Source organism: Actinoplanes sp. NPDC004185, assembly GCF_053603475.1.
This window is the reverse complement of the sequence record NZ_JBSGFR010000044.1, coordinates 49,935-75,207: the sequence shown is the minus strand read 5'-3', so window position 1 is coordinate 75,207 and position 25,273 is coordinate 49,935. Positions and strand designations below refer to the sequence as shown.

Genomic DNA, 25,273 nt, shown 5'->3' with positions numbered 1-25,273 from the left:
CGCACGAGAACCTGCACCGTCCCCGAGCCGTCGGCCTCGATGTCCAGCACGCCGGGCTCCTTTCCGCCGGCCGATTGCCGGACCGGATGCCGCTGGTGGTGCGGGTGGCGGGCGTCCGGCGGGGCTCGATCCGGGTGGCGGCGGTGTCGCGGCTACGGGCGGGGCGAGCGGCCGTACGGCTGCCCGGGCGTCCCGCATGACCGGTGGGACGACGGGCCGGGCCCTGACCACTCGGTGTGCGGCGCTGCGTCATCCCTGCCCCTCCCCCGGAGCTCGCCCAAGACCATGGAGTTGCGGCACCTGCCACTGGACACTATGCCCAGGCGACGCGGAGCCACAACTCCATGATCTGTCGACGCAGCGTTACGCGGTGCGGTAACGCGGGAACGCGCCCGCACCGGCGTACCGGGCGGCGCTGCCGAGCTCTTCCTCGATGCGCAGCAGCTGGTTGTACTTGGCGACGCGGTCCGAGCGGGCCGGCGCGCCGGTCTTGATCTGACCGCTACCCACAGCCACGGCCAGGTCCGAGATCGTGGTGTCCTCGGTCTCGCCGGAGCGGTGACTCATCATCGTCTTGAAGCCGGCCCGGTGCGCCATGTCCACGGCGTCCAGGGTCTCGGTCAGCGAGCCGATCTGGTTGACCTTGACGAGGACCGCGTTGGCGGCGCCCTCGGCGATGCCCCGGCCGATGCGGGTCGGGTTGGTCACGAACAGGTCGTCGCCGACGATCTGCACCTTGCCGCCGATCTGGGCGGTGAGCGCGGTCCAGCCGGCCCAGTCCTCCTCGTCCAGCGGGTCCTCGATGGAGACGATCGGGTACGTCTCGGCGAGCTTGGCGTAGTAGTTGATCATCTCGTCGGTCGACTTCGGCGAGCCCTCGAAGACGTACGCGCCGTCCTTGTGGAACTCGGTCGCCGCGACGTCCATGGCCAGCACGATGTCGGTGCCCAGGGTGAAGCCGGCGGCCTGGACGGCCTCGGCGATCAGGTCCAGCGCGGCCGCGTTGGTCGGCAGGCTCGGCGCGAAGCCGCCCTCGTCGCCCAGCCCGGTCGACAGGCCCTTCTTCTTCAGCACCGACTTGAGCGCGTGGTAGACCTCCGCGCCGGTGCGCAGCGCCTCACGGAAGCTCGGCGCGCCGATCGGGGCGATCATGAATTCCTGCACGTCGACGTTCGAGTCGGCGTGCGCGCCACCGTTGAGGATGTTCATCATCGGCACGGGCAGCACGTGGGCGTTCGGTCCGCCGACGTAACGGAACAGCGGCAGCTCGGCGGAGAGCGCGGCGGCCTTGGCGACGGCGAGCGAGACGCCGAGGATGGCGTTGGCGCCGAGCTCGGACTTGTCGGCGGTGCCGTCGATGTCGAGCATCTTCTCGTCGATCAGGCGCTGCTCGCTGGCCTCGTAGCCGAGCAGCTCGTCGGCGATCTTGTCCTCGACGTTGCTGACCGCCTTCTCGACGCCCTTGCCGAGGTAGCGGCCCTTGTCACCGTCCCGCAGCTCGATCGCCTCGAAGGCGCCCGTGGAGGCGCCGGACGGCACCGCGGCGCGTCCGACCGTGCCGTCGTCCAGGCCCACTTCGACCTCGACGGTGGGGTTGCCCCGCGAGTCGAGAATCTCCCGGGCGACGATCGCTTCAATGGTGGCCATCTGTCGTGTCGCTCCTCATGCTCGTATGGATAGATTCCAGACCGCGACCCTGCGGCCCACCACGGGCTAGAGCGTATCGACCCGGGGTGTCGCCCGTGGCGGCGGCCGGTGAACTCACGCCGCCACATGCCTCAGGCGGGGCCGGAAAATGCCGATCTCGGGTATCGCCATGACTTCTACCGTGCTCCTTCCCGATGCCGGCTCGTACGTCGAGATGACCGCCTCCGACGAGCAGGCCTCCCGTGTCCGTGTCGTCCACGCGGAGGGTAAAGGTCTGACTCTGTCGGCCCCGCTGGTCGCCGTCCCCGTCGTGGGCGCGGCCGTCACCCTGCGCTGGTCGGCGGCCCCTCGCGGCCGGTACGCGCTCACCTGCGCGGTGCTGGAGGTGGCCGAGAACCGCCTGCAGGTCGAGGCCCGCGGCGAACCGCTGGTCGAACAGCAGCGCCACTTCGTCCGCGGCGGTGGCGGCGAGCAGGTGATCATGCACCGGGCCGGCTTCCCGGACGCGAACGGCTGGATCCGCGACATCAGCGAACACAGCATGCGGGCCCACTTCGAGGACACGAACGTCCGCGACGGCGAGGACCTGCAGCTGCGGATCGAACTGGGCAGCGAGATCATCGACGTGGGCGCGACGGCGTCGAAGGTCGAGCGGCTGGCCCAGCAGGTGCCGCCGGGGCCGATGTCGGTGGAGCTGGTGGCCATCTTCGCCGTGACGGAGGCGCAGGCCCGGGTGATCCGCCGGTACGTGATGCGGCAGCAGCTGCTGAGCCGGACCCGGGCCTGAGAACCGGTTTGCGCGGGGTTGCGCGCGTCGGCCAAGGTGGGCACGTGCCTGTTCTCAGCCGACGCCTCGCCACGGCCGTACTCCTGCTGTGCGCCGCGACGGCGGGCTGCTCGGACCTGGACGAGTCGAGCCAGGGCCTGACCCGCAACGACCTGGTGGCAGACCTGGCGGCGCAGATGACGTCGGCGGCCGACCTGACGTACGAGGCGAGCTACCAGCTGCCGGGGGGCGAGAAGGCAACGGTGGCGCAGACCCGGAAACCGGCCCGGACGGCGTACGTGTACCCGGGCGGCAAGGTGACGGTGACGGCGGACGCGACCACGGAATGCCGTACGCAGAAGACAACGACGTGCACCCTGACGGCGCCGGCAACCGCGGCGAGCCCGGCCCCGGCAACGGTCCTCGAAGGCGCGGGCGAAAGCGGCCTGGTCCCCCCGGCGACGGTGCTGGCCCTGCTGAACGCGGCAGTGCTCGACAACGACGTGGAAGTCGACCAGCACGACACAACAATCGCGGGCCGGCACGCGACCTGCGTCCGGCTGACGGGCGTGGACGACGCGGCGGCCCGCGACTTCACCACGTGCATCACCAATGAAGGGGTGCTGGGCAGCTTCGACGGCATCCTCAACGCGACCCGGGTGGAAGTGGCGATGACCCACTACTCGGAGGAGGTCGAGGAGGCGATGTTCGACCTGCCCAAGTCGGCCAAGCTGGTGGACCGGCGAGGCCGGTAGCTCCGGGCCGGGGTTCCGCTGAGCCGGCGGCTCACGCTCAGCTGGCTCGACTCGGGCGGGATACGGCCAGCTCACCGTTGCGGCGTCGGGCTGACCCTCGGCGGCCTCACGGACGACGGCTGCTCGGCACGGCCAAGAGCGGGCGCGACGCGGCCAAGCGCCGCCCGGCACGGCCAAGAGCGGACGCGACGCGGCCAGCCGCGGCCAGGCGCGACTGGGCCCGATGTCGCGTAGCGCGACGACTCCCGATCGCACATGCGGCATGTCCCCGACTAGGCACGGCCGGGTAATGCATGACCGTGTATGGCACAGCCCCGCGCACCGCGACAGCGCCCGACGTAGTCGGCCGGCCCAGCCCGGCCCCGCCGACACCACCACGCCCACCCAACACAACTCCGGGCCCGGGCGCCCGGGCCCATAATGGCCGCGCCCAAGCCGCGGAGGGGCCTCAGACCCCCAGCAGCGTGCGCAGGTGCCGGGGCGGCGGCGACCCGTGCGCCAGCATCGCGTCGTGCCAGGCCTTGGGGGTGGCGCCGAACGGGCGGGCTGCCGCGATGGCTGACATTTCCGTGTAGCCCACGAAGTATGTCGAGAGCTGGGTTGAGGTCAGCAGCGCTCGTTTCCACTTGCCGGCGGCTTCGCCTTCCTCCTGGAAGCCTCGGCCGGTCATCATCGCCATCGCTTCGTGCTCGGTCAGATCCTCGCAGTGGACCAGCTGGTCCAGGATCGCGTTGAGGCTCATGCGGAGCTGCATCTTGAGCTGTTGCAGGCGGATCGGCAGGCCGCCGAAGCCCAGCCCCGCCATCAGCTCCTCCGCGTAGACCGCCCAGCCCTCCACGAACGGGCCCGAGAAGCCCAGGGCCCGGACCCGAGTGTCGGCGCGGAAGCGGCGGGAATGCGCCAGCTGGAGGAAGTGACCCGGCATCGCTTCGTGGACCGTCAGGTTGCGCAGCATGTGGTCGTTGTATTCGCGGTAGAACGACTCCACGCGGTCCTTCGGCCAGTCCGACGGGGCCGGCGCTATGCAGTAGAACGTCGGGACGTCCGCGGTTTCCAGCGGGCCGGGTGGGTCGCAGTAGGCCACCGCCACGCCGCGGGCGAACTCCGGCATCTCCTCGATCACGCACGGGTCGTCGATCAGGGTCATCAGGGCGTGCTCGCGGACGAACTCCGTCGCCTCGCCCATCGTCACCTTGGCCAGGTCGACGATGGTGCTGTCGTCGGGGTGCTGCGCGGCCAGGGTGTCCAGGGCGCGGCGGACGGTCTCGTCGGTGGGCGGTCCCCCGGCCAGCTCGGCGGCGGCCGCGCGGAGCTGCTCGCCGACCTCGGCCAGGTTGCGTTCGGCGCGGGACAGGACCTCTGCGGCCGGCAGCTCGGTGTCGAGGGTGTGCCACAGCCGGGCCTCCCACAGCGGGCGGCCCAGGCGGGGGTCGCGGCCCGGCTCGCCGCTCTCCAGCCTCGCCTTGAGCCAGCCGTCGAACTCGGCCAGGGCGGCCAGGGCGGTGGCTGCGGCCGGCTCGATCGCGGGACGCAGGCCCGGGGCCTCGGCGAGCAGGCCGGGCACCTGGTCGCGGATGAGGCTCGCCGCGCCGGCGAACTGGCCGACCGCGATCTCGGTGTGCAGCCGGGGCACGTCGCGCAGGACCGCGCGGGCGGTGGCGAGGGCGTCGGGGACGGCCGCCAACCGGCCGCCGAGGCTGGTCAGGCGCTCCTCCGCGGGGGCGAACGGGCGGGCCAGCAGGGTGTGCAGCATCGGGCCGGGATTGTGGACCAGAGGATTCCACTCGTGCTCACGAACGTCGCTGAGCTCGAACATGCCGCGCTCGACGATGGCGGACAGGATCGCGTGGTCGACCTTTTCCTGGTCGTCGAAGTCGTCCGGGTCCGTGCCGGACAGGGCGTCGGCGGCGTCGCGCAGCATGGTCACCCGGTCGGCCACCGCACCGGGTGACAGATCGGGCAGCCGATCGTCGAAGCGGTGGTCACCGGCGTAGGACGCCAGCGCGGGGTCGGTCTCCAGGATGGCGTCGACGATGCTCTCCGCGAGCGGCACGAACTCCGGCATGGAGCGAAATCTACTCGCCGGGTACGACATTCTCGTGCCCGCGAAAGCGAAGCGTCAGGCGGAGCGGAGCGTCAGCCCTCGGTCTTGCGGATCTCGGCCGCCAGATCCAGAGCCGCCTGCCGCAACGCGGCCTCCGCATCAAGCCCCTGCGACCGCGCATCGGCGACCAGCCGCAGCAACGTCGGCCCCAGCCCCGGGCCGGACGGCAGCGGCACCCCCACCCCGGCCCGCTCGGCCCGCTGGAGGATCTTCGCGGCCAGGGACAGGGCCGGCTGGCTCAGCGCGATCCCGTCCAGCACCGAGTCGCGGGCCTTTTCCGCCTTCTTGATGCGTTCCCAGTTGTCGATGATGTCCTCGACGCCGCCGACCTGCTCGCCGGCGAAGACGTGCGGGTTGCGGCGGACCATTTTCTCCACCAGTCCGCCGGCCACGTCGTCGATGCTCCAGCGTTCGTCCTCCGGGAGGTTTTCGGCCAGCCGCGAGTGCAGGACCACCTGGAGCAGCACGTCGCCGAGCTCCTCGCGCAGCGCGTCGAGGTCGGACGCCGCGATCGCGTCGTACGCCTCGTAGCTCTCCTCCAGCAGGTACGGCGCCAGGCTCTCGTGGGTCTGCTGCAGCTTCCACGGGTCTCCGCCCGGCGAGGCGAGCCGGTCCATCACCGCCACCGCGTCGAGCAGCCGGGCGCCCGGCGGGTCCCAGGAGCCGTAGCAGAGCTCGAGCTCGGCCAGGGACGGCTCGCGGGCCAGGCGCAGGCCGAGGCGCCGGGCGAAGTCCTCGTCGCCGGCCGCTCCGGCCAGCCAGATCACCGTCTGGTGGGCGCCCAGCGCCGCGATCAGGGTCTCGGGGTCGGGCTCGATCACCGTGACCGTCACCCCGGAGGAGCGCAGCGCGTCCACCTGGTCGCTCTCGCCCGGGGTGTAGACCGGGTGGGCGCGGAGCAGGTCCCAGGCCTCGGCCGTGAGCAGACCGGCCGGCAGCCGCGGGGACGTGACCAGCAGGACGATGCGTCCGGCTGGGGCCATCAGGAGACGTCGGTGACGAACGGGGCCTCGGAGGCGCCGGCACCGGCGAGCGACAGCTCGACCAGGGCCACGTCCGCGTTGCCGGCCTGCGCCGACAGCAGGACGAGCTGCTGGTTGCCGTAGCGGGGGTTCAGCTTGACGTCGTCGTCGGCCACGATCTTGGCGAGCTCGTTGCGCAGGCCGATGCTCTGCTGCAGGGCCTGCTTGTTCTCCGCCGAGAGCTGGGTCTTGAACTGCTCGAACGGCGTCGCGCCGGCCTCGCTGCCGGACAGCAGCTTGTCGTAGACCGGGCGCAGGTCGGCGTCGGTCAGCGCGGCCGGGGCCACCTTGGGCAGCAGCGCCGCCCGCAGCTGGAACGTCCGCGTGTAGAGCTTCGTGTACTCCCAGTTGGCGGAGTAGTTGGAGCCCTGGGCGACCTGCTCGACGGTGGGCTCGGCGGCGGCCTGCACGCCGTGCGCGCTCGCCGCCTGCTCCAGCAGCTGAATGGTGAGCAGGGCGTTCAGCACGTCCTTCTGCTTGAACGGGACCTGCACCGGCGGGACGGGCTGGGCCGAGGCGCCGGCCTCGCCCTGCTGCTGCTGGACCTGCTCGCGGGCCTTGGTCAGCTCGTCGTGGGCCTCGTCGTAGACACCTTCCACCCGTGCCTCGGTGATCGTCCGGCCGTCACCCAGGTACGCGGCCACGTCGGGCTCGGCGCGGCAGGCGGACAGGGCGCTCACCGCGAGGGCGGCGACGACGGCGGTGGATGCGAGTCGGCGGGCACGCTGCATGGTTAGCACTCTCTCACGGCTGATGTGACGTACGCCGCCCACCCCCTGATATCGGATCATGCCGGCACCGGAGCCGGAACCTCGCCGAGCACGTCCTTGAGGAGCTGGGCGCACCACTGCAGCAGAGCCTGGTCGCGCAGCGGTTCGCCGCCCACCCGCCGGGTCGTCGGCCGGGGCACGCTGACCTGGTCGTTGGTGGTCTTGTAGACGGCGTCCGGGTGGTAGCGCTTGAGCCGCATCTGCTTCGAGTCGGGCAGCGGCAGCGGCGAGAAGCGCAGGTGCTTGCCCTGCACCGAGACGTCGGTGAGGCCGTACGCCCGGGCCACCAGCCGGAACCGGGCCACCGCGATCAGGTTCTTGACCTGCTCGGGCGGCTCGCCGTAGCGGTCGGTCATCTCGGCCACGACCTCGTCCAGGCGGCCGTTGTCGCGGGCCTCGGCGAGCTTGCGGTACATCTCCAGGCGCAGCCGCTCCACCGCGATGTAGTCGGTCGGCAGGTGCGCGTCGATCGGCAGGTCCACCTTGACCTCCGGCTCCTCCTCGGGCCGTTCGCCCTTGAAGGCGCTGACCGCCTCGCCGACCATCCGCACGTACAGGTCGAAGCCGACGCCCTCGATGTGGCCGGACTGCTCGCCGCCGAGCAGGTTGCCGGCGCCGCGGATCTCGAGGTCCTTCATGGCCACGTACATGCCCGCGCCGAGCTCGGTGTGCTGGGCGATGGTGGCGAGCCGCTCGTGGGCGGTCTCGGTGAGCGGCTTCTCCCGCGGGTAGAGGAAGTACGCGTACGCGCGCTCGCGGCCGCGGCCGACCCGGCCGCGGATCTGGTGCAGCTGGGACAGTCCGAGCAGGTCGGCCCGCTCGACGATGAGGGTGTTGGCGTTCGGGATGTCGATGCCCGACTCGACGATGGTCGTGCAGACCAGCACGTCGAAGTCCTTCTCCCAGAAGCCGACCATCACCTTCTCCAGGGCTTCCTCGCCCATCTGGCCGTGGGCGACGGCGACCCGCGCCTCGGGCACCAGCTCGCGCAGCCGGCGGGCCGCCTTGTCGATCGACTCGACCCGGTTGTGCAGGTAGAAGACCTGGCCGTCGCGCAGGAGCTCGCGGTGGATCGCCGCGGCCACCTGCTTGTCGTCGTGCGCGCCGACGAAGGTCAGCACCGGGTGCCGTTCCTCGGGCGGGGTGGCGATGGTGGACATCTCCCGGATGCCGGTGATCGCCATCTCCAGGGTGCGCGGGATCGGCGTGGCCGACATGGTCAGCACGTCCACCGAGGCGCGCAGGGTCTTGAGCTGCTCCTTGTGCTCGACGCCGAAGCGCTGCTCCTCGTCGACGATGACCATGCCCAGGTTTTTGAAGCGGGTCGCCGCGGCCAGCAGCCGGTGGGTGCCGATGACGATGTCGGCGGTGCCGTTGGCCGCCTCCTCCAGCGTCTGGGTGGCCTCCTTGGGCGTCTGGAACCGGGAGAGCTGCTTGATCGTCACCGGGAACTGGCTCATCCGCTCGGCGAACGTGTTGTAGTGCTGCTGGGCGAGCAGCGTGGTGGGCACCAGGATGGCGACCTGCTTGCCGTCCTGGACCGCCTTGAACGCCGCCCGGACCGCGATCTCGGTCTTGCCGTAGCCGACGTCGCCGCAGATCAGCCGGTCCATCGGGACGGCCAGCTCCATGTCGTGCTTGACCTCGACGATCGCCGCCATCTGGTCGGGGGTCTCGGTGTACGGGAACGCGTCCTCGAGCTCGCGCTGCCACGGGGTGTCCGGGCCGAACGCGTGGCCCTTGGACGCCTGCCGGGCCGCGTACAGCTGGATGAGCTGGGCCGCGATCTCGCGGACGGCCTTGCGGGCCCGCGCCTTGCTCTTCTGCCAGTCCGAGCCGCCCATCTTGTGCAGCGGCGGCGACTCGCCGCCGACGTAGCGGGAGAGCTGGTCGAGCTGGTCGGTGGGGACGAACAGCCGGTCGCCGGGCTGGCCCCGCTTGCTGGCCGCGTACTCGATGACCATGTATTCGCGCTCGGCGCCGTTGACCGTGCGCTGCACCAGCTCGACGTACTTGCCGATGCCGTGCTGCTCGTGCACGACGTGGTCGCCCGGCTTGAGCTCGAGCGGGTCGATGGTGTTGCGCCGCCGGCTGGGCATCTTGCGCATGTCCTTGGTGGACGCACCGCGGCCGCCGGTGATGTCGTTGCCGGTGATGACCGCGAGCCGGGAGCTCTCGTCGACGAAGCCGTGGTTGAGCCCGCCGCAGGTGACCAGGAGCTGGCCCGGCTCGATCGCGGTGGGGATGGCGTCGACCGGGGTGACCCCGAGGCCGGCGTCGCGCAGCAGCTCGGTGGCGCGCTGGGCGGTGCCGTGGCCCTCGAAGACCAATGCGATCGCCCACTGCTCGCCGGCCCACTGCCGCAGGTCGGCGGCGAGCTTGGCGGTGTCGCCGTGGTAGAGCGGCACGGGCTGGGCGTGCAGGCTGATGGCGTCGCCGAGGTCGGGTGAGACCTCGACGGCGGGTGTCTCCAGCCACGGGGTGTCCGTGGCGGCGGGCTCCTGCGTCGGGTCCAGGCCGAACGGCGAGACGGTCCACCACGGCTGGTGCAGGACCGCGGCGTGGGCGCGTACGTCGGCGAGGGTCTTGAACGCGGCGGCGCCGACGTCGATCGGGGCCTGGCCGCCGACGGCGGCCGCGGCCCAGCTGGCCTCCAGGAACTCGTCGGAGGTCCGGGTCAGGTCGTGCGCCCGGGTGCGGATCCGCTCGGGGTCGCAGAGCAGCACGTGGGTGCCCCGCGGCATGCAGTCGATCAGCAGCTCCATGGAGTCGGTGCCGTCCATGAGCGCGGGGGCCAGCGACTCCATGCCCTCGACCGGGATGCCGTCGGCCAGCTTGTCCAGGATCTCGCCGATCTCGGGGTGCTGCTCGGCAAGCTCGGCGGCGCGGGCGCGCACCTGCGGGGTGAGCAGCAGCTCGCGGCAGGGCGGGGCCCAGAGTCGCTGGACCTCCTCGATGGTGCGCTGGTCGGCGACCGCGAAGGTGCGGATCTCCTCCACCTCGTCGCCCCAGAACTCCACCCGGGACGGGTGCTCGTCGGTGGGCGGGAAGACGTCGAGGATGCCGCCGCGCATGGCGAACTCGCCGCGCTTGGTGACCAGGTCGACCCGGGCGTACGCCATGTCGGTGAGCCGCCGCGCGACGGTCTCCAGCTCGGCCGTGCCGCCGGTGGCCAGCTCCACCGGCTCGAGGTCGCCGAGACCCTTGAGCTGGGGCTGGAGCAGGCTGCGGACCGGCGCGACGACGACCTGGACCGGCTCGCCGCCGGTGGCGTCGGGGTGGGCCAGGCGGCGCAGCACGGCCAGCCGTCGCCCGACGGTGTCGGAGCGTGGCGAGAGCCGCTCGTGCGGCAGGGTCTCCCAGGACGGGAAGACGGCGACCCGCTCGGGCGAGATGAGGCAGCCCAGCGCGTCGGCCAGGTCGTCGGCCTCGCGGCTGGTCGCGGTCACGGCCAGCACCGGGCGCCCGGCGCCACCGTGCTCGGCCGCACCGGCGACGGCGGCCACGACGAAGGGCCGCAGCGCGGCCGGCGCGGTCAGGTCGAGCGCGTCGGAGTCGGCGCCGCCCTTGCGGGCCAGGTCACGGGCCCGGGCCAGCCCGCGGTCCCGCAGGGCGGCCGGGATCAGGCCACTCAGCTGCATGGGAGGAACTTCCGCGAAGATCCATCAGGTCGCATGGAAAAAGACTCCCGTGAGGCACATCGAAAAACCCCGACGCCAGTTGGACGGGGGGTATGCCCCAAAGCTTAGTCCGCCGTCCGACACCATCGGGACCGTGGACCGCTATCGGACAGCATGTCCGACATAACGACAAAGAGGTGGCAAAGACTGCCCGCGGGTCGTTGGGGGAATTGTCTGGGGAGGCAATGTGCGGGTTCTGCTGCTCGTGTCGGCGTTCAACGGTCTGAGTCAGCGGGCCTGGTGCGCGCTGCGGGAGGCGGGCCACGACGTCGGGGTGCTGCTCGCCACGGGCGCGCAGGACATCATCGACGGCGTCGCCGCGGCCGAGCCCGAGCTGATCCTGTGCCCGTACCTCAAGGACCGGGTCCCCGCCCAGGTCTGGCGCAAGTACCGCACGGTGATCATCCATCCCGGGCCGGTCGGCGACCGGGGCCCGTCGTCGCTGGACTGGGCGATCACCGAGGGCGTGACCACCTGGGGGGTGACCGCGCTGCAGGCCGTGCAGGAGATGGACGCGGGGCCGATCTGGGCCACCCGTACGTTCCCGATGCCCGTCGGCGCCCCGCGCAAGTCCTCGCTCTACCAGGGACCGGTGGCCGACGCGGCGATGGAGTGCGTCTTCGAGGTCCTGGCCAAGGCGGCCGATCCGGCGTTCCGCCCGGTGCCGGCCACGGAGATGACCATCGAGGTGCCGGGCACCCGGGCCCGCCCGGCGATGAAGCAGGCCGACCGGGCGTTCGACTGGTCGTTGTCCAGCGAACAGATCCTGCGGCGGATCCGTGCGGCCGACGGCGCACCCGGCGTACGGACCACGGTGAGCGGGCTGGAGGTGTTCGCGTACGACGCGCATCCCGGGTTGGCCCGCGGCGCCCGTCCCGGCACGGTGCTGAGCCGCCGTCAGGGCGCTGTGCTGGTGGCCACCGGCGACGGCAGCCTGTGGCTGGGTCAGCTGCGTGACGCGAGCCGCCCGGGGCAGGTGAAGCTGCCCGCCACCACGCTGCTCGGCAAGCGGCTGCATGACGTACCCGACTCACCCCTGCCCCCGGGCACGGAACCGGAAGGGCCGTCGTACCGGCAGGTGCGCTACCGGCGGACCGGACCGGTCGGCTGGCTGGCCTTCGACTTCTACAACGGCGCGATGTCGACCGGGCACTGCCGGCGGCTGCTGGCCGCGCTGCGGCACGCCGCGGCCCAGGACACCCGGGTCCTGGTGCTGCGCAGCGGCACCGACGCCTTCAGCAACGGCATCCACCTCACGGCGATCGACGCCGCCGCCGACCCGGCCGCCGCGGCCTGGGCGAACATCAAGGCCATCAACGCGGTGTGCCGCGAGATCATCGCGTGCACCCGGCAGGTCGTGGTGGCCGCGTACGCGGGCAGCGCCGGCGCCGGTGGCGTGATGCTCGGCCTGGGCGCGGACATCGTGGCGGCCCGGCGCGGCATCGTGCTGAACCCCTACTACGACATCGGCCTGTACGGCTCCGAGCTGCACACGTACACGCTCCCCCGGCGCGTCGGGGCGGACACCGCGCAGCGGCTCATCGACGCCAAGCTGCCGGTCAGCGCCGAGCAGGCGGCGTCGCTGGGCCTGGTCGACGAGGTCGGCCCGCGCCACCCCGAGGCGTACACCGAGTGGCTCACGGCGCTCGCCGGCCGGCACGCCGACGCCCGTGAAGCCCGCCGCCGGCAGTCCGCGAAGGCCAAGCGGCTCGCCGCCGAACGGGTGCCGCTGGACGTCTACGAGGCGCGCGAGCTCGCGGAGATGAGCAGCGACATGTTCGGTGACCGGTCCGGTTTCGCCGCGGCCCGCCAGGCGTTCGTCAGCAAGGCCCGGCCGGCTTCGACGCCGGCCCACCTGGTGCCGGCTCCGCGCGCGGACCAGCCCGCGGCCCGTCCCCGCCGGCTCAACCGCCCGCGCGTCAACGGCGCGGGTGCGGCCGACACCCAGGTGCGGGTCCGCTCAGCCGTACCGCTGTCCGCCTGACGTTGCCGTCTCGGCACCGGCGAGCGCCTCCGGGCGTTTCTCGCCGACACCGCCATGCCCGGGTCCGATTCTGAGAGGACGCCGATGAGCGACCCCGTTCCGCCACCACAGAACATCCCCGCGCCGCGAGCGGCCGTGGATGCCGCCCTCGTGCGCGCACTGAACAACCCCACCGTCCTGCTGCCCGGCAAGTACGAGTACAGCAGCTACAGCGTGCTCGCCGGCCCCGCGGAGGTACCCGCGCCGGGCCCGGCCCGGGTGAAGATGCGCCCGCTGGCCCGCCGCCGGCCGCTGACCACCGTGCTGATCACGCTGTTCGCCTTCACCTTCGAGACCACGTTCTTCGCGTGGCTGCTGTCCTCGATGGAGATCCCGGACGCCGGGATGCGGACGTGGCTCTACGCCGCCACCGTCGTGATGATCGCGGCGACCGGGCTGATCGAGCTGTTCCGGCTGGTCAACGTCTTCACGCTGTGCCTGGCCACGCTCTGGGCCCGCGATCCGGTGCCGATGGTGCCGGACCGGGCGCTGCGGGTCGCGTTCCTCACCACCATCGTGCCCGGCAAGGAACCGGTCGAGATGGTCGAGCGGACCCTGCGCGCGGCCCGCGCCATCCGTCACCCCGGCCGCTACGACGTGTGGCTGCTCGACGAGGGTGACGACGACGAGGTCAAGGCGATGTGCGCGCGGGTCGGCGTGCACCATTTCAGCCGCCGGGGCCGCGCCGAGTTCAACACCCCGGCCGGGGCGTTCAAGGCGAAGACCAAGCACGGCAACTACAACTCGTGGGTCAGCGACCACGGCGACGACTACGACGTTTTCGTCTCGGTCGACCCGGACCACGTGCCGATGCCCAACTTCTGCGAGCGGCTGCTGGGCTACTTCCGCGATCCCGACGTGGCGTTCGTGGTGGGCCCGCAGATCTACGGCAACTACGACAACGTGGTGACCCGCTGGGCCGAGTCCCAGCAGTACCTGTTCCACTCGCTGCTCCAGCGGGCCGGCAACCGGCTCGGCGTCTCGATGCTGGTCGGCACGAACAACGCGGTGCGCATCTCGGCCCTGCGCAGCATCGGCGGCCTGCAGGACTCCATCACCGAGGACATGGCCACCAGCCTGGTGCTGCACAGCAGCCGCAACCCGCACTCGGGCAAGCGCTGGCGTTCGGTCTACACCCCGGACGTGCTCGCGGTCGGCGAGGGACCGTCGTCGTGGACCGACTACTTCACCCAGCAGCACCGGTGGTCGCGCGGCACGGACGAGGTCGTCGTCACGTCGTTCGGCAAAGTGATGTGGCGGCTCGGCTTCCGGCGGGCGCTGCACTACGCGCTGCTGATGTCGTACTACCCGCTGACCGCGCTGGCCTGGCTGCTCGGCGCCGTCAACGCCGTCTGCTATCTGGTGCTGGGCGCCAAGGGCGTCCAGGTGCCGCAGGAAGTGTGGCTGATGCTCTATGTGGACGCCGCCCTTTTCCAGCTGGGCCTGTACGTGTGGAACCGCCGGCACAACACCAGCCCGCACGAGGAGGCCGGCTCGTCCGGGCTCAAGGGCATGCTGATGTCCACATTGTCCACACCGGTCTACGTCTCGTCGTACCTGAGCTCGCTGTTGCGCCGGCAGACCGGTTTCGTGGTGACGCCCAAGGGCGACTCGGCCAGCCCGGACCGGTTGCTGACCTTCGGGCCGGGCCTGCGCTGGGCCGCGTTCTATGTGGTCCTGCTCGCCTGCGCGCCGATCGGCGGGCACGTCGACGGCGCGATGTGGCTGTGGCCCAGCCTCAACCTCGTGATCTGCCTGATGCCGCCGGCCATCTGGGCCGGCCAGGAGTACCAGCGCCGCCGGGCTGCCCCACCCGCGTCCGGCGGCACCCCGCAGAAGAAGTCCGCCGCCGACCCCGTGGAGACCTACGTATGAAGCCCCGCCCCCGCCCGTCGCTGCTGCGCCGCCTGCTGAGCGGACTGATCGGGCTCGTCGTCCTGGGCCTGGTCGTCTTCGTCAACCGGCCCGTGGTGGCGTTCGGCTCGAACGCGTTGCACGACTTCACCATCAACCGCCAGTCCTACAAGGAGAAGTACGGCCACTGGGCGCAACTGCCGGTGCCAACCGGTTTCCGGGTCAACGCCATCCATGCGGCGCTGCTGAGCACCGGCAAGGTGCTGATCGTCGCGGGCAGCGGCAACAACCGGGACAACTTCGAGGCCGGCACGTTCCGCTCGGTGCTCTACGACCCCGCCCGGGACACGTTCACCGAGGTGCCCACGCCGACCGACGTGTTCTGCGCCGGGCACACGTTCCTGCCCAACGGCAACCTGCTGATCGCGGGCGGGACGAAGTCGTACGAGGTGCTGGCGAAGAACATCACGCACGCCGCCGGCGTCATGAAGATCAAGAACGAGTCACCGGCCGGCGGTCCCCGGGCCTTCCCCAAGGGCACCCGGCTCACCGGCGCGGACGGCAAGGTCTATCTGACCCGTACGGACGTGACGGTGCCGGCCGCGACCGCGATGAAGCACGGCGACGAGGTGATGACCCACGCCGGTGAGGTCGAGGTGTGGGTCGACGCCGAGGCCGAGGGCGACGCCGCGGTGGTGGACCACCCGGCGCAGTACGCGGTCGCCGGGCTCGAAGGCCTGGACCGGCGCAACATCTACGGCGTCTCCGACAAGATCACCCGGGAGAAGCAGGAGTACGGCGGCGACAAGACCTCGTACGAGTTCGACCCGCGGACCGAGCGGTACGTGCGCACCGGCGACATGGTCAAGAGCCGCTGGTACCCGACGCTGGCCGAGCTGCCCAACGGTGACGTGCTCGCGGTGTCCGGACTGGACGAGTTCGGCCGGATGCTGCCCGGTGACAACGAGCGGTACGTCCGGGACCAGCAGCGCTGGGTCGACGCGCCGAAGCTCAAGCGGGTCTTCCCCACCTATCCCGCGCTGCACCTGATGGGCGACGGCCGGCTGTTCTTCTCCGGCTCCAACTCCGGCTACGGCTCAGACACCATCGGCCGTACGCCCGGGCTGTGGGACCTGGAGAAGAACAAGTTCCAGGTGGTGCCCGGGCTGCGGGACCCGCGGATGACCGAGACGAGCTCGTCGGTGCTGCTGCCCCCGGCGCAGGACCAGCGAGTGATGATCTTCGGTGGCGGTGAGGTGGGCGAGTCGGCCGTGTCGACGCGGCGGACGGCCATCGCGGACCTGGACGAGGCGGCGCCCGCGTACCGGCCCGGCCCGGATCTGCCGCAGCCGACCCGCTATCTCAGCACCGTGCTGCTGCCCGACGACACCGTCCTGACCACCGGCGGTTCCTCCGGGTACCGCGGCGGCGAGTACCGCGGCAGGACCCGCAGCGACCTGTTCAACGTGCAGATCTATCGGCCGGCGGCCAACCGGTTCGAGACCGCCGCGGAGTCGACCGTCGGCCGCAACTACCACTCCGAGGCGCTGCTGCTGCCCGACGGCCGGGTCATCACCATGGGCAGCGACCCGCTCTACGACCCCACCGGCCGGAACCCGGGGAGCTTCGAGCAGCGCATCGAGGTGTACTCACCGCCGTACCTGTTCAAGGGCCGTCGGCCGGTCGTCGGCGCCGGACCGTCCTCGGTGCAGCGCGGCACGACGGTCGACTTCGCCACCCCGGACGCCGGCCGCGTGCGCGCGGCCCGGCTGCTGCGGCCCAGCGCGGTCACCCACGTCACCGACATCGACCAGCGTTCGGTCGCGCTCGACGTGACCCCGGCGGCGAACGGCGTGGCCCTGTCCATCCCGAAGTCCAGAGGACTCGTGCCGTCGGGCTGGTACATGTTGTTCCTGGTGGACGACAGAGGCGTGCCGTCGACCGGCCGCTGGATGCGGGTGCGCTGAGCAATGCCGAAACACGCCTCCCCGACGCGGGGCCGCTGGGCGCTGCCCGTGGCCGGACTGGCCCTCGTGCTCGTCATAGCCGCCATCGTGGTGCTCGCGCGGCGCGGTGGAGACTCCCCCGTGGTGCTCGGTCCGGCGGCCGTCCGGTCCGGGGAAGCCGCCGGGTCCGCCGGGCGGCTGAGCGACCGCGAGCTGTACGTGGATCCGAACGGTGCGGCGGTGAACCAGCTCGCGGCGTGGCAGGGCACCGGGCGTACCGACGAGATCGCCGCCATCCGGCGGATCGCCGGCCAGCCCACCGCCACCTGGTTCGCCGACGCGGCCCCGGGCTACGCCGAACGGGCCCGGAGTCTGGTCGCGGCCGCGGCCGCGGCCGGCCGGCTGCCGGTGCTCACCCTCTACAACATCCCGGAGCGGGACTGCGCCGGGCAGTCGGCCGGCGGCGCGGCCGACGCCGCGGACTACCAGGCCTGGGTACGCACGCTGGCCGATTCCCTGCGGGGTCACCAGGCGCTGGTCGTGCTCGAACCCGACGCCGTCCCGCAGGCGGTGCAGGGCTGCCTGGACGAGGACGCCACGGACGAGCGCTACGACCTGCTCGCCGACGCCGTGGACGCGTTGCGGGCCGTCCCGGGTGTGCTGGTCTACCTGGACGCGGGCAACCCCACGTGGATCACGCAACCGTCCCGGCTGACCGCCGCCCTGCGGCGGGCGGGCATCGCGCGGGCGTCCGGCTTCTCGCTCAACGTGGCCAACTTCGAGACCACGGCGGACAACCTGGCCTACGGCAGCCGGCTGTCCGCGCTGCTCAGCGGCGCGCATTTCGTCGTGGACACCAGCCGCAACGGCAACGGGCCGGCCGAGAAGGGCGGCGGCAACCGGCACTGGTGCAATCCGCCCGGACGGGCACTCGGCGAGGCGCCGACCACCAGGACCGGCGTGCCGCTGGCTGACGCGTACCTGTGGATCAAACGCCCGGGTGAGTCCGACGGCGCCTGCGGCAACGGCGCGCCGCCGGCCGGCGAGTGGTGGCCGGAGTACGCGCTGGACCTGGCGGGCTCCCCGTCGTGACGAAGACCCGCGGGCACCGGCTCCCACGCTGGAGCCGGTGCCCGCGGGCCGATCGGTGGGTCAGCCCTCGATGCCGTTGACCGCCGGCACCTCGAGGGTGCGCGCGGTCGGCGTGCCGCCGAGGACGATCTTGCGCAGAGCGGTGTTGTTGGTGGTGCTCAGCTCGGTGAGCTTGTTCGAGGGGTTGGCCTTGACCTCGATGTAGTACGTGCCGTTGGGAAGATCGGTGATGTCGAAGGACTGGCCGGGCCGGTCCTGGGTGTAGGTGTCACCGTTGCCGATGTCGAGCACCTCACGCACCGCCACCGCGGTGTTCTGCCCGCAGGAGCTGGACAGGTCGGTGTTGTCCGGCCGCCACTTGGCGTTCGGGATGGTGTAGTCGACCCCGTCGGTGTTGGCCAGGCAGAACGCTTCCTTGCCACTGCGCACGGCCAGCTTCTGGTCGGCGGAGAGCAGGTTGTACTGGGCGAAATCGGTGAAGTGCCAGTGCCGGTGGCCCTCGCGGGCGTCCCACTCCATCGTGCCGGCCGCGACCGAGCCGACCTCTTTGCCCTTGGCGTCGAAGAAGTACTGGTAGGCGTCCATCAGCTCGGTGCCGGTCTGGCGGAAGCCGTCGACCAGCAGCGGAGAGGTGCCGCCGTTCCAGACGGTGGCGCCGAAGGCGACGTACGTGCGGCCGTCCTCCTCCGACAGCGAGATGCCCCAGGCGGGCAGCGAACGCAGGTCGGGGCGCGGGCCCTTGGCGATGCTGGACGCCTTGACCGCCTTCGGCTTCTTCGCCGGCGGCCGGAACTCCGGCTTGTACGCCGAGATCTGCAGCTTCGGGTCACCCTGACCGGCGTGCTCACCGTGCTCGGCGAGGGCGGTCGCCGCGGCCGGGTCGTCGCCCTCGCGGGCCGCCTTGACCTTGGCCTTGCCCGCCGCGGCGGCGCTCTTGCCCTCGTCGACGGTCTCGACCTTGACGTTGATCTTCAACGCCGACCCGCTCGCCGCGATCTTGAAGTAGTCCTGGTACTTCTTGTTCAGCGTGACGGTCGCCGTGTAGTCGCCGTCGGCCAGGTCGAAGTCGCCGGTCATGGGCAGGCTGTCGGTGGTGGCGTTCCAGCCGGCCTGGATGCCCCAGACCGAGCCGAGGGTGAACGGGTTGTACGAGCAGCCCTGCGGGTACGGGTTCTCGGCCGGAGCGTCGCGCCGGGTCCGCGCCGACTCGTACGAGTTCGGGCAGAAGTCGGTCTGGTAGTTCGCGACCTCGGCGCCGGCGGCGTTCTTGATGCTGACCGTGGTGAAGTCCTTGAGGCCGTTCCACCCGGTGATCATCCCGGCCGGCAGCGTCACCTCGGTCTTCTTGCCGTTCTTGAGCACGACCTGCTTGGCGACGATCGGGTCCGCGTACGACTTGCGGGTCGCCCGGATCTCGAACGGGTCCTTGCCCGCGATCACGTTGACGCCCAGGTCGAAGTAGAGGTAGCTCTGGTCGTCCCAGACGTAGCGCTCGGCGACGACGTTGGTCGTCGCCTGGGTCAGCGCCAGCGGCGGCAGATCGGTGGCCGCGTTCGCCACTCCCATCCCGCCGGCGGCCACGCCGACAGCGGTGGCGACGGCGCCGGCCACCAGAATGCGGGTCCTTCTTGTCATGCTTTTCCTCCCCGGAGGCGGGTATCACGCACAGGTAAACTTCAATGGCGTGAAGCGGACGTAAGGGCTTATGAGACCCACCTCGAAGCACGCAGGTGAAGCACGAAAAAGGCGCCGACCCCCAGAGGGGGCCGGCGCCTCGTATCGGCGTCCGACGATCAGTCGAGCCCGTTGACCGAGGGCACCCGCAGGGTCCGCTTGGTCGCGGTGCCGCCCAGCACGATCTTGCGCAGGGCGGTGTTGTTCTTCGTGCTCAGCTCGGCGAGCTTGTTCGAGGGGTTGGCCTTGACCTCGATGTAGTAGGAGCCGTTGGGCAGGCCGGTGATGTCGAAGGACTGGCCGGGCCGGTCCTGGGTGTACGTGTCACCGTTGCCGATGTCGAGCACCTCCCGCACCGCCACGGCCGTGTTCTGACCGCAGGAGCTGGACAGGTCGGTGTTGTCCGGCCGCCACTTGGCGCTCGGGATCGTGTAGTCGACCGCGTCCGTGTTGGCCAGGCAGAAGGCCTCCTTGCCGCTGCGCACGGCGACCTTCTTGTCGGCCTTGAGCAGGCTGTACCGCGCGAAGTCGGTGAAGTGCCAGTGCCGGTGCCCCTCGCGGGCGTCCCACTCCATCGTGCCGGCCGCGACCGAGCCCACCTCCTTACCCTTGGCGTCGAAGAAGTACTGGTACGCGTCCATCCGCTCGGTGCCGGTCTGCCGGAAACCGTCGACCAGCAACGGCGACGTGCCCGCGTTCCAGACGGTGGCGCCGAAGTTCACGTACCACTTCTTGTCCTCCTCCTGCGACAGCGAGATGCCCGAGGCGGGCAGCGAGCGCAGGTCGGGACGCGGGCCCTTGGCGACGGCCGAGGCCTTGACCGCCCGCGGCCGCTTGGCCGGCGGCCGGAACTCCGGCTTGTACGCCGAGATCTGCAGCTTCGGGTCACCCTGACCCGCGTGCTCACCGTGCTCGGCGAGCGCAGCCGCCTCGGCGGGGTCGTCGCCCGCGCGGGCCGCCTGGACCCTGGCCTTGGCTGCGGCTGCCGCGCCGTCGCCCTGGTCGATCGTCTTGACCGTGACGGTGAGCTTCAGCGTCGCGCTCTTCGCCGCGATCTTGAAGTAGTCCCGGTACTTCTTGTTGATGCTGACCGTCGCGGTGTAGACGCCGTCCTTCAGGTCGAACTCACCGGTGCGCGGCATGCTCGCGACGGGCGCGTTCCAGCCGGCCTGGATGCCCCACACCGCGCCCAGGTTGAACGCGCCCTCGGAGCAGCCCCGCGGATACGGGTTCTGCGCGGGTGCGTCCCGCCGGGTCCGGGCGGATTCGTAGGCGTTCGGGCAGAAATCTGTCTGGTAGCCGGCGACCTGCTTGCCCGCCGCGTTCTTGATGCTGATCGTGGTGAAGTCCTTGAGACCGCCCCACCCGGTGACCATCCCGGCCGGCAGCGCCACCGCCTTCTTCTTGCCGTTCCTGACGACGATCTGCTCGGCGGTGATCGGCTTGGCGTAGGACGAGCGCTTCGCCCGGATCTCCAGCGGATCCTTGCCGGCGATGACGTTCACGCCCAGATCGAAGTCGAGGTAGGCCTCTTCGCCGTCGTACACGTACCGCTCGGCCAGCACGTTGGCCGTGGCCATCGTGAAGGCCAGCGGCGGCGGCGCCGCGGCGGCGTCCGCCACGCCCATACCGGCCACGGCCAGGCCGACAGCGGTCGCGACGGCACCGGCCACCACGATTCGGGTCCTTCTTGGCATTTCTCGTCCTCCCGGAGGTCTGTGCTGCACAGGTAATCCGGAAAGGCGTGAAGCCGCCGTAAGCGCCTATGAGACTTACCTCAAATCACGCCGGCCGGGCGGGGCACCGATACGATCAGCGAAGTCGGGACAGCGCTGTCCTTCCGCGCGGCGGAAAACCCCTGCAAGTTCTTCGTTGAGGAGCGCTCCGATGACAGACCAGCTCGGCCAGCTAGACCCCGAGGGCCCCGACGCCGCGCTGCGCGCCGACATCAGGCGCATCGGCACGCTGCTCGGCCAGACGCTCGCCCGGCAGGAGGGCAAGCCGCTGCTCGACCTGGTCGAGGAGGTCCGCGCGCTGGTCCGGGCGGACGCCCCGGCCGCCGCCGAGCGCCTGGCCGCGATGGACGTGACGACCGGCACCAAGCTGGCCCGGGCGTTCTCCACCTACTTCCACCTGGCCAACATCACCGAGCAGGTGCACCGCGCCCGCGACCTGCAGCGCCGCCGCGCCCGCGACGGCGGCTGGCTGGACCAGGCGGCCAAGCGCATCGCCGAGCAGGGCGTGCCGGCCGACGAGATCGCCGCGGCCGCCCGCCGGCTGGCCGTCCGGCCGGTCTTCACCGCGCACCCGACCGAGGCGGCCCGCCGCTCGATCCTGTCGAAGCTGCGCCAGCTCGCCGACTCGCTGGACGGCGAGGCCAGTGCCGCGATCCTGTACGGCGCGACCGACACCACGGCCTCCACCCGCCGCTTCGCCGAGCTGATCGACCTGCTCTGGCAGACCGACGAGCTGCGCCTGGACCGGCCCGACCCGACCGACGAGGCCCGCAACGCGGTCTACTACCTCAAGGACCTCTACGCCGACGCGGCCCCGCAGGTGCTCGACGACCTCGCCGAGACCCTGCGCCAGCTCGGGGTGGAGACCTCGCCGACCTCGCGCCCGCTGACCTTCGGCACGTGGATCGGCGGCGACCGCGACGGCAACCCGTTCGTCACCCCGGCCGTCACCCGCGACGTGCTGATCATCCAGCACGAGCACGGCATCCAGGCCACCGAGGCGGCCATGGACGCGCTGATCGACGAGCTGTCGGTGTCCCGGCGGCTGCGCGGCGTGTCCCTGGACCTGTCGGCCAGCCTGGCCAAGGACCTCGACGCGCTGCCCGAGGTGGCGCCCCGGTTCCGCCGCACCAATGCCGAGGAGCCGTACCGGCTGAAGGTCCGCTGCATCAAGGCCAAGCTGGCCAACACCCGCGAACGGCTGCGGCGCGGCACCGCCCACGTGCCCGGCCGCGACTACCTGGGCACCGATGAGCTGGTCGGCGACCTGGAGCTGATGCGGGCCTCGCTGGCCCGCAACTCCGGGCAGCTCACCGCGGTCGGCACGGTCGCGTCGGCGATCCGTACGGTGTCCGCCTTCGGCCTGCAGCTGGCCACCCTCGACGTCCGCGAGCACGCCGAGAAGCACCACGAGGTGCTGGCACAGATGTACACCCAGGTCGGCGAGGTCGACGAATACCTGGCGCTGGACCGGCCCGAGCGCACCAAGCTGCTGGCCACCGAGCTCACCGGGCGCCGGCCGTTGTCGAGCAACGACACCCCGCTGACCGACTCGGCGCGCAAGACCTTCGACGTGTTCAACACGATCCGCGACGCGCAGGACCGGTTCGGCGCGGACGTCATCGAGTCGTACATCATCTCGATGACCCTGGGCGTGGACGACGTGCTCGCCGCGGCGGTGCTGGCCCGCGAGGCCGGCCTGATCGACATCCACACCGGGCGGGCCCGGATCGGCATCGTGCCGCTGCTGGAGACCCCGGCCGAGCTGGACGCCGGCGGCGAGCTGCTGGACGAGATGCTGTCCCTGCCGGCCTACCGGGAGATCGTGCGGGCCCGGGGTGACCTGCAGGAGGTCATGCTCGGCTACTCCGACAGCAACAAGGAGGCCGGGATCACCACGAGCCAGTGGTCGATCCACAAGGCCCAGCGGGCGCTGCGCGACGTCGCCGCCCGGCACGGCGTGCGGCTGCGGCTCTTCCACGGCCGCGGCGGCACGGTCGGCCGCGGCGGTGGCCCCACGCACGAGGCGATCCTGGCCCAGCCGTACGGCACGCTGGACGGCGCGATCAAGGTGACCGAGCAGGGCGAGGTCATCTCCGACAAGTACACGCTGCCGGCCCTGGCCCGGGAAAACCTCGAGCTGACCGTGGCAGCCGTGCTGCAGGCGACGCTGCTGCACACGTCGCCGTCGGTCGACCTCTCCTCGCTGGCCCGCTGGGACGCGGCGATGGACACGGCGTCGGGCGCGGCCTTCGGGGCGTACCGGGCGCTGGTCGAGAATCCGGACCTGCCCGCGTACTTCTGGGCGGCGACCCCGACCGAGCTGCTCGGCGCGCTCAACATCGGTTCCCGGCCGGCCAAGCGGCCGAACGCCGACGCCGGGCTCGGCGGCCTGCGGGCCATCCCGTGGGTGTTCGGCTGGACGCAGACCCGCCAGATCGTGCCGGGCTGGTTCGGCGTAGGCACCGGACTGCTCGCGGTCCGCGAGGCCGGTCAGGCCGACGTGCTCCAGGAGATGTACGCCAACTGGCAGTTCTTCCGCACGTTCGTCTCCAACGTGGAGATGATGCTGGCCAAGACCGACCTGACCATCGCCCGGCGGTACGTCGAGACGCTGGTCCCGGCCGAGCTCAAGCCGATCTTCGGCACCATCGAGCAGGAGTACGCCAAGACGGTCGAGCAGATCCTGGCCATCACCGGCCGCGACGAGCTGCTGTCGAGCCAGCCCGAGCTGTCGCGCACGCTGGGCGTCCGGGACACGTACCTGGAGCCGCTGCACCACCTGCAGGTCGCGCTGCTGCGCCAGTACCGCGAGCTGAACGCCGACGAGCGGCAGGCGCCGACGGCACCGGGCGCGCGCCGCTCGGCGTCGGACTCGACGGCGCTGGAGCGGGCGCTGCTGACCACGGTCAACGGCATCGCGGCCGGCATGCGCAACACGGGCTGACCGCTCGCGGACGTTTCGACGGCCGGGCCCGCTCAGTGCGGGCCCGGCCGCTTCGTGTTCAGACCGCCGCGGGTTTCGTGCTCAGACCGCCGCGGGGCTTCGTTTTCAGACCGCCGTGGGGTAGAGCGCGCGCGGGTCGCCGGCCAGGGCGGCCTTGACCTCGGCGGTCGCCTCGTCGGCGACGACCTCCAGCGCGCCGGCCTCGATGCCGTCCAGCGCGATCCGGGCGATCACGGCCGGGTCGGTCTTCTCGATGTCGAAACCGGCCATCATGTCGGTGTCCGCGGCGCCCAGCAACAGCCCGGTGACCAGCGTGCCCTGCTCGGCGAGTTCGAGCCGGACGCCGTTGGTGAGACTCCACTCGGCTGCCTTGGCCGCGCTGTACGCGTTCGCGCCGTTGTAGGAGACCCAGGACAGCCGGGACAGCACGTTGAGGACGGCGCCGCCACCGAGCACCGGCGCGAAGGCCCGGATGACGTTCAGCGTGCCCCAGAAGTGCGTGTCCAGCTCCAGCCGGATCTTGTCCAGGTCGCCGGTGACCAGGTTGGTGTAGGTCGTGATGCCGGCATTGTTGATCAGCAGGTTGACGTCCCCGGCCTGAGCGGCCGCGGCGGCCACGGAGGCCGGATCGGTGATGTCCAGGGCCAGCACCTCGACGCCGGGGATGTCGACGAGCTCGGGATTACGCGCGGTGGCATAGACCTTGGCGGCGCCGCGGGCGAGCAACTCGAGGACGAACTGCCGGCCGATACCGCGGTTGGCGCCGGTGACCAGCGCGACAGAACCAGAAATCTTCATGACGACTACGCTAAAACCTGACGTTGACGTCAGAGGCAAGTGTGGTGACGGGCCTCACGATCACCGGCGGGAGAGGAATGACCATGCGGATCGGCGAGCTGGCCGGCACGGCGGGCGTGAGCGTACGGGCGCTGCGCTACTACGAGGAGCAGGGACTGCTGCACTCGCAACGGACGCCGAGCGGGCAACGGACGTACGCGTCGGCGGCGGTGGACCGGGTGCAGCTCATCCAGCAGCTCTACGCCGCGGGCCTGTCCAGCCACACGATCCTGGAGCTGCTGCCCTGCGTGGACCGAGGCGTGAGCACCCCGGAGTCGCAGGCCCGGCTGGCGGCGGAGCGGGATCGCATCGACCGGCAGATCACCGGCCTGCTGGCCACCCGCGACCGTCTCGACGCGGTGATCGCGGCCGCCGCCGATCCGGCCCACCCGAGCTGCACGCGTATGACATCATAGTTGT

17 protein-coding genes are annotated in these 25,273 nt (G+C 71.3%); 9 read left to right on the top strand and 8 right to left on the bottom strand.

What is annotated here, in order from left to right:
• Positions 1-200: hypothetical protein (locus ACWEOZ_RS34580; protein WP_451914882.1), on the top strand; the 200-nt coding region annotated here is incomplete at its 5' end.
• A 163-nt stretch (positions 201-363) separates the two neighbouring features.
• On the opposite strand, the gene eno is transcribed toward ACWEOZ_RS34580, so the two are convergent.
• Complete coding sequence (gene eno / locus ACWEOZ_RS34575; protein ID WP_360555922.1) at positions 364-1,647, bottom strand: phosphopyruvate hydratase; 1,284 nt, start codon at positions 1,645-1,647, stop codon at positions 364-366.
• Between the two features lie 169 nt (positions 1,648-1,816).
• On the opposite strand from eno, the gene ACWEOZ_RS34570 reads away from it, so the two are divergent.
• Together ACWEOZ_RS34570 and ACWEOZ_RS34565 are read left to right on the top strand one after the other, a co-directional pair.
• On the top strand, positions 1,817-2,434 hold the full coding sequence (locus tag ACWEOZ_RS34570) for a hypothetical protein (protein ID WP_451914881.1): 618 nt from the start codon (positions 1,817-1,819) through the stop codon (positions 2,432-2,434).
• A gap of 44 nt (positions 2,435-2,478) precedes the next feature.
• Positions 2,479-3,168, top strand: coding sequence for a hypothetical protein (locus ACWEOZ_RS34565; RefSeq protein WP_451914880.1), 690 nt, complete (start codon positions 2,479-2,481; stop codon positions 3,166-3,168).
• 448 nt (positions 3,169-3,616) lie between these two features.
• Here ACWEOZ_RS34565 and ACWEOZ_RS34560 read toward each other — a convergent pair whose 3' ends face one another.
• From ACWEOZ_RS34560 to mfd, 4 genes are all read right to left on the bottom strand, one after another.
• On the bottom strand, positions 3,617-5,233 hold the full coding sequence (locus tag ACWEOZ_RS34560) for a DUF885 domain-containing protein (RefSeq protein WP_451914879.1): 1,617 nt from the start codon (positions 5,231-5,233) through the stop codon (positions 3,617-3,619).
• 71 nt (positions 5,234-5,304) lie between these two features.
• Positions 5,305-6,255 carry a MazG family protein gene (locus ACWEOZ_RS34555; RefSeq protein WP_451914878.1) on the bottom strand — a complete coding sequence of 317 codons (951 nt, stop codon included), beginning with the start codon at positions 6,253-6,255 and terminating at the stop codon, positions 5,305-5,307.
• On the bottom strand, positions 6,255-7,025 hold the full coding sequence (locus ACWEOZ_RS34550; RefSeq protein WP_451914877.1) for a hypothetical protein: 771 nt from the start codon (positions 7,023-7,025) through the stop codon (positions 6,255-6,257). Before ACWEOZ_RS34550 ends, ACWEOZ_RS34555 begins: the two co-directional genes overlap by 1 nt.
• Before the next feature lie 56 nt (positions 7,026-7,081).
• Complete coding sequence (mfd, locus tag ACWEOZ_RS34545) at positions 7,082-10,705, bottom strand: transcription-repair coupling factor (RefSeq protein ID WP_451914876.1); 3,624 nt, start codon at positions 10,703-10,705, stop codon at positions 7,082-7,084.
• 226 nt (positions 10,706-10,931) lie between these two features.
• On the opposite strand from mfd, the gene ACWEOZ_RS34540 reads away from it, so the two are divergent.
• The 4 genes from ACWEOZ_RS34540 to ACWEOZ_RS34525 all read left to right on the top strand — a co-directional run bounded on the left by ACWEOZ_RS34540 (position 10,932) and on the right by ACWEOZ_RS34525 (position 17,659).
• Positions 10,932-12,728: a hydrogenase maturation protein gene (locus ACWEOZ_RS34540; RefSeq protein ID WP_451914875.1), complete on the top strand. Its 1,797-nt coding sequence runs from the start codon at positions 10,932-10,934 to the stop codon at positions 12,726-12,728.
• An 84-nt stretch (positions 12,729-12,812) separates the two neighbouring features.
• Positions 12,813-14,642 (top strand): glycosyltransferase family 2 protein, encoded by a 1,830-nt coding sequence (locus ACWEOZ_RS34535; RefSeq protein ID WP_451914874.1) that lies wholly within the window; start codon positions 12,813-12,815, stop codon positions 14,640-14,642.
• Positions 14,639-16,588, top strand: a complete 1,950-nt coding sequence (locus tag ACWEOZ_RS34530; protein ID WP_451914873.1) for a galactose oxidase-like domain-containing protein — start codon at positions 14,639-14,641, stop codon at positions 16,586-16,588. The genes ACWEOZ_RS34535 and ACWEOZ_RS34530 overlap by 4 nt, the downstream gene beginning before the upstream one ends.
• A gap of 3 nt (positions 16,589-16,591) precedes the next feature.
• A complete protein-coding gene (locus ACWEOZ_RS34525) occupies positions 16,592-17,659 on the top strand; it encodes a glycoside hydrolase family 6 protein (RefSeq protein ID WP_451914872.1) in 1,068 nt (355 codons plus the stop codon).
• Positions 17,660-17,719: 60 nt separating this feature from the next.
• Here ACWEOZ_RS34525 and ACWEOZ_RS34520 read toward each other — a convergent pair whose 3' ends face one another.
• Complete coding sequence (locus tag ACWEOZ_RS34520) at positions 17,720-19,294, bottom strand: lysyl oxidase family protein (protein WP_451914871.1); 1,575 nt, start codon at positions 19,292-19,294, stop codon at positions 17,720-17,722.
• A gap of 158 nt (positions 19,295-19,452) precedes the next feature.
• Positions 19,453-21,030 (bottom strand): lysyl oxidase family protein, encoded by a 1,578-nt coding sequence (locus ACWEOZ_RS34515; RefSeq protein WP_451914870.1) that lies wholly within the window; start codon positions 21,028-21,030, stop codon positions 19,453-19,455.
• A gap of 190 nt (positions 21,031-21,220) precedes the next feature.
• Here ACWEOZ_RS34515 and ppc point away from each other — a divergent pair, with 190 nt between their 5' ends.
• Positions 21,221-24,016, top strand: coding sequence for a phosphoenolpyruvate carboxylase (ppc, locus tag ACWEOZ_RS34510; protein WP_451914869.1), 2,796 nt, complete (start codon positions 21,221-21,223; stop codon positions 24,014-24,016).
• 105 nt (positions 24,017-24,121) lie between these two features.
• Here ppc and ACWEOZ_RS34505 read toward each other — a convergent pair whose 3' ends face one another.
• Positions 24,122-24,814: an SDR family oxidoreductase gene (locus ACWEOZ_RS34505; protein ID WP_451914868.1), complete on the bottom strand. Its 693-nt coding sequence runs from the start codon at positions 24,812-24,814 to the stop codon at positions 24,122-24,124.
• 83 nt (positions 24,815-24,897) lie between these two features.
• Here ACWEOZ_RS34505 and ACWEOZ_RS34500 point away from each other — a divergent pair, with 83 nt between their 5' ends.
• On the top strand, positions 24,898-25,269 hold the full coding sequence (locus tag ACWEOZ_RS34500; protein WP_451914867.1) for a MerR family transcriptional regulator: 372 nt from the start codon (positions 24,898-24,900) through the stop codon (positions 25,267-25,269).
• Positions 25,270-25,273: the final 4 nt, after the last annotated feature.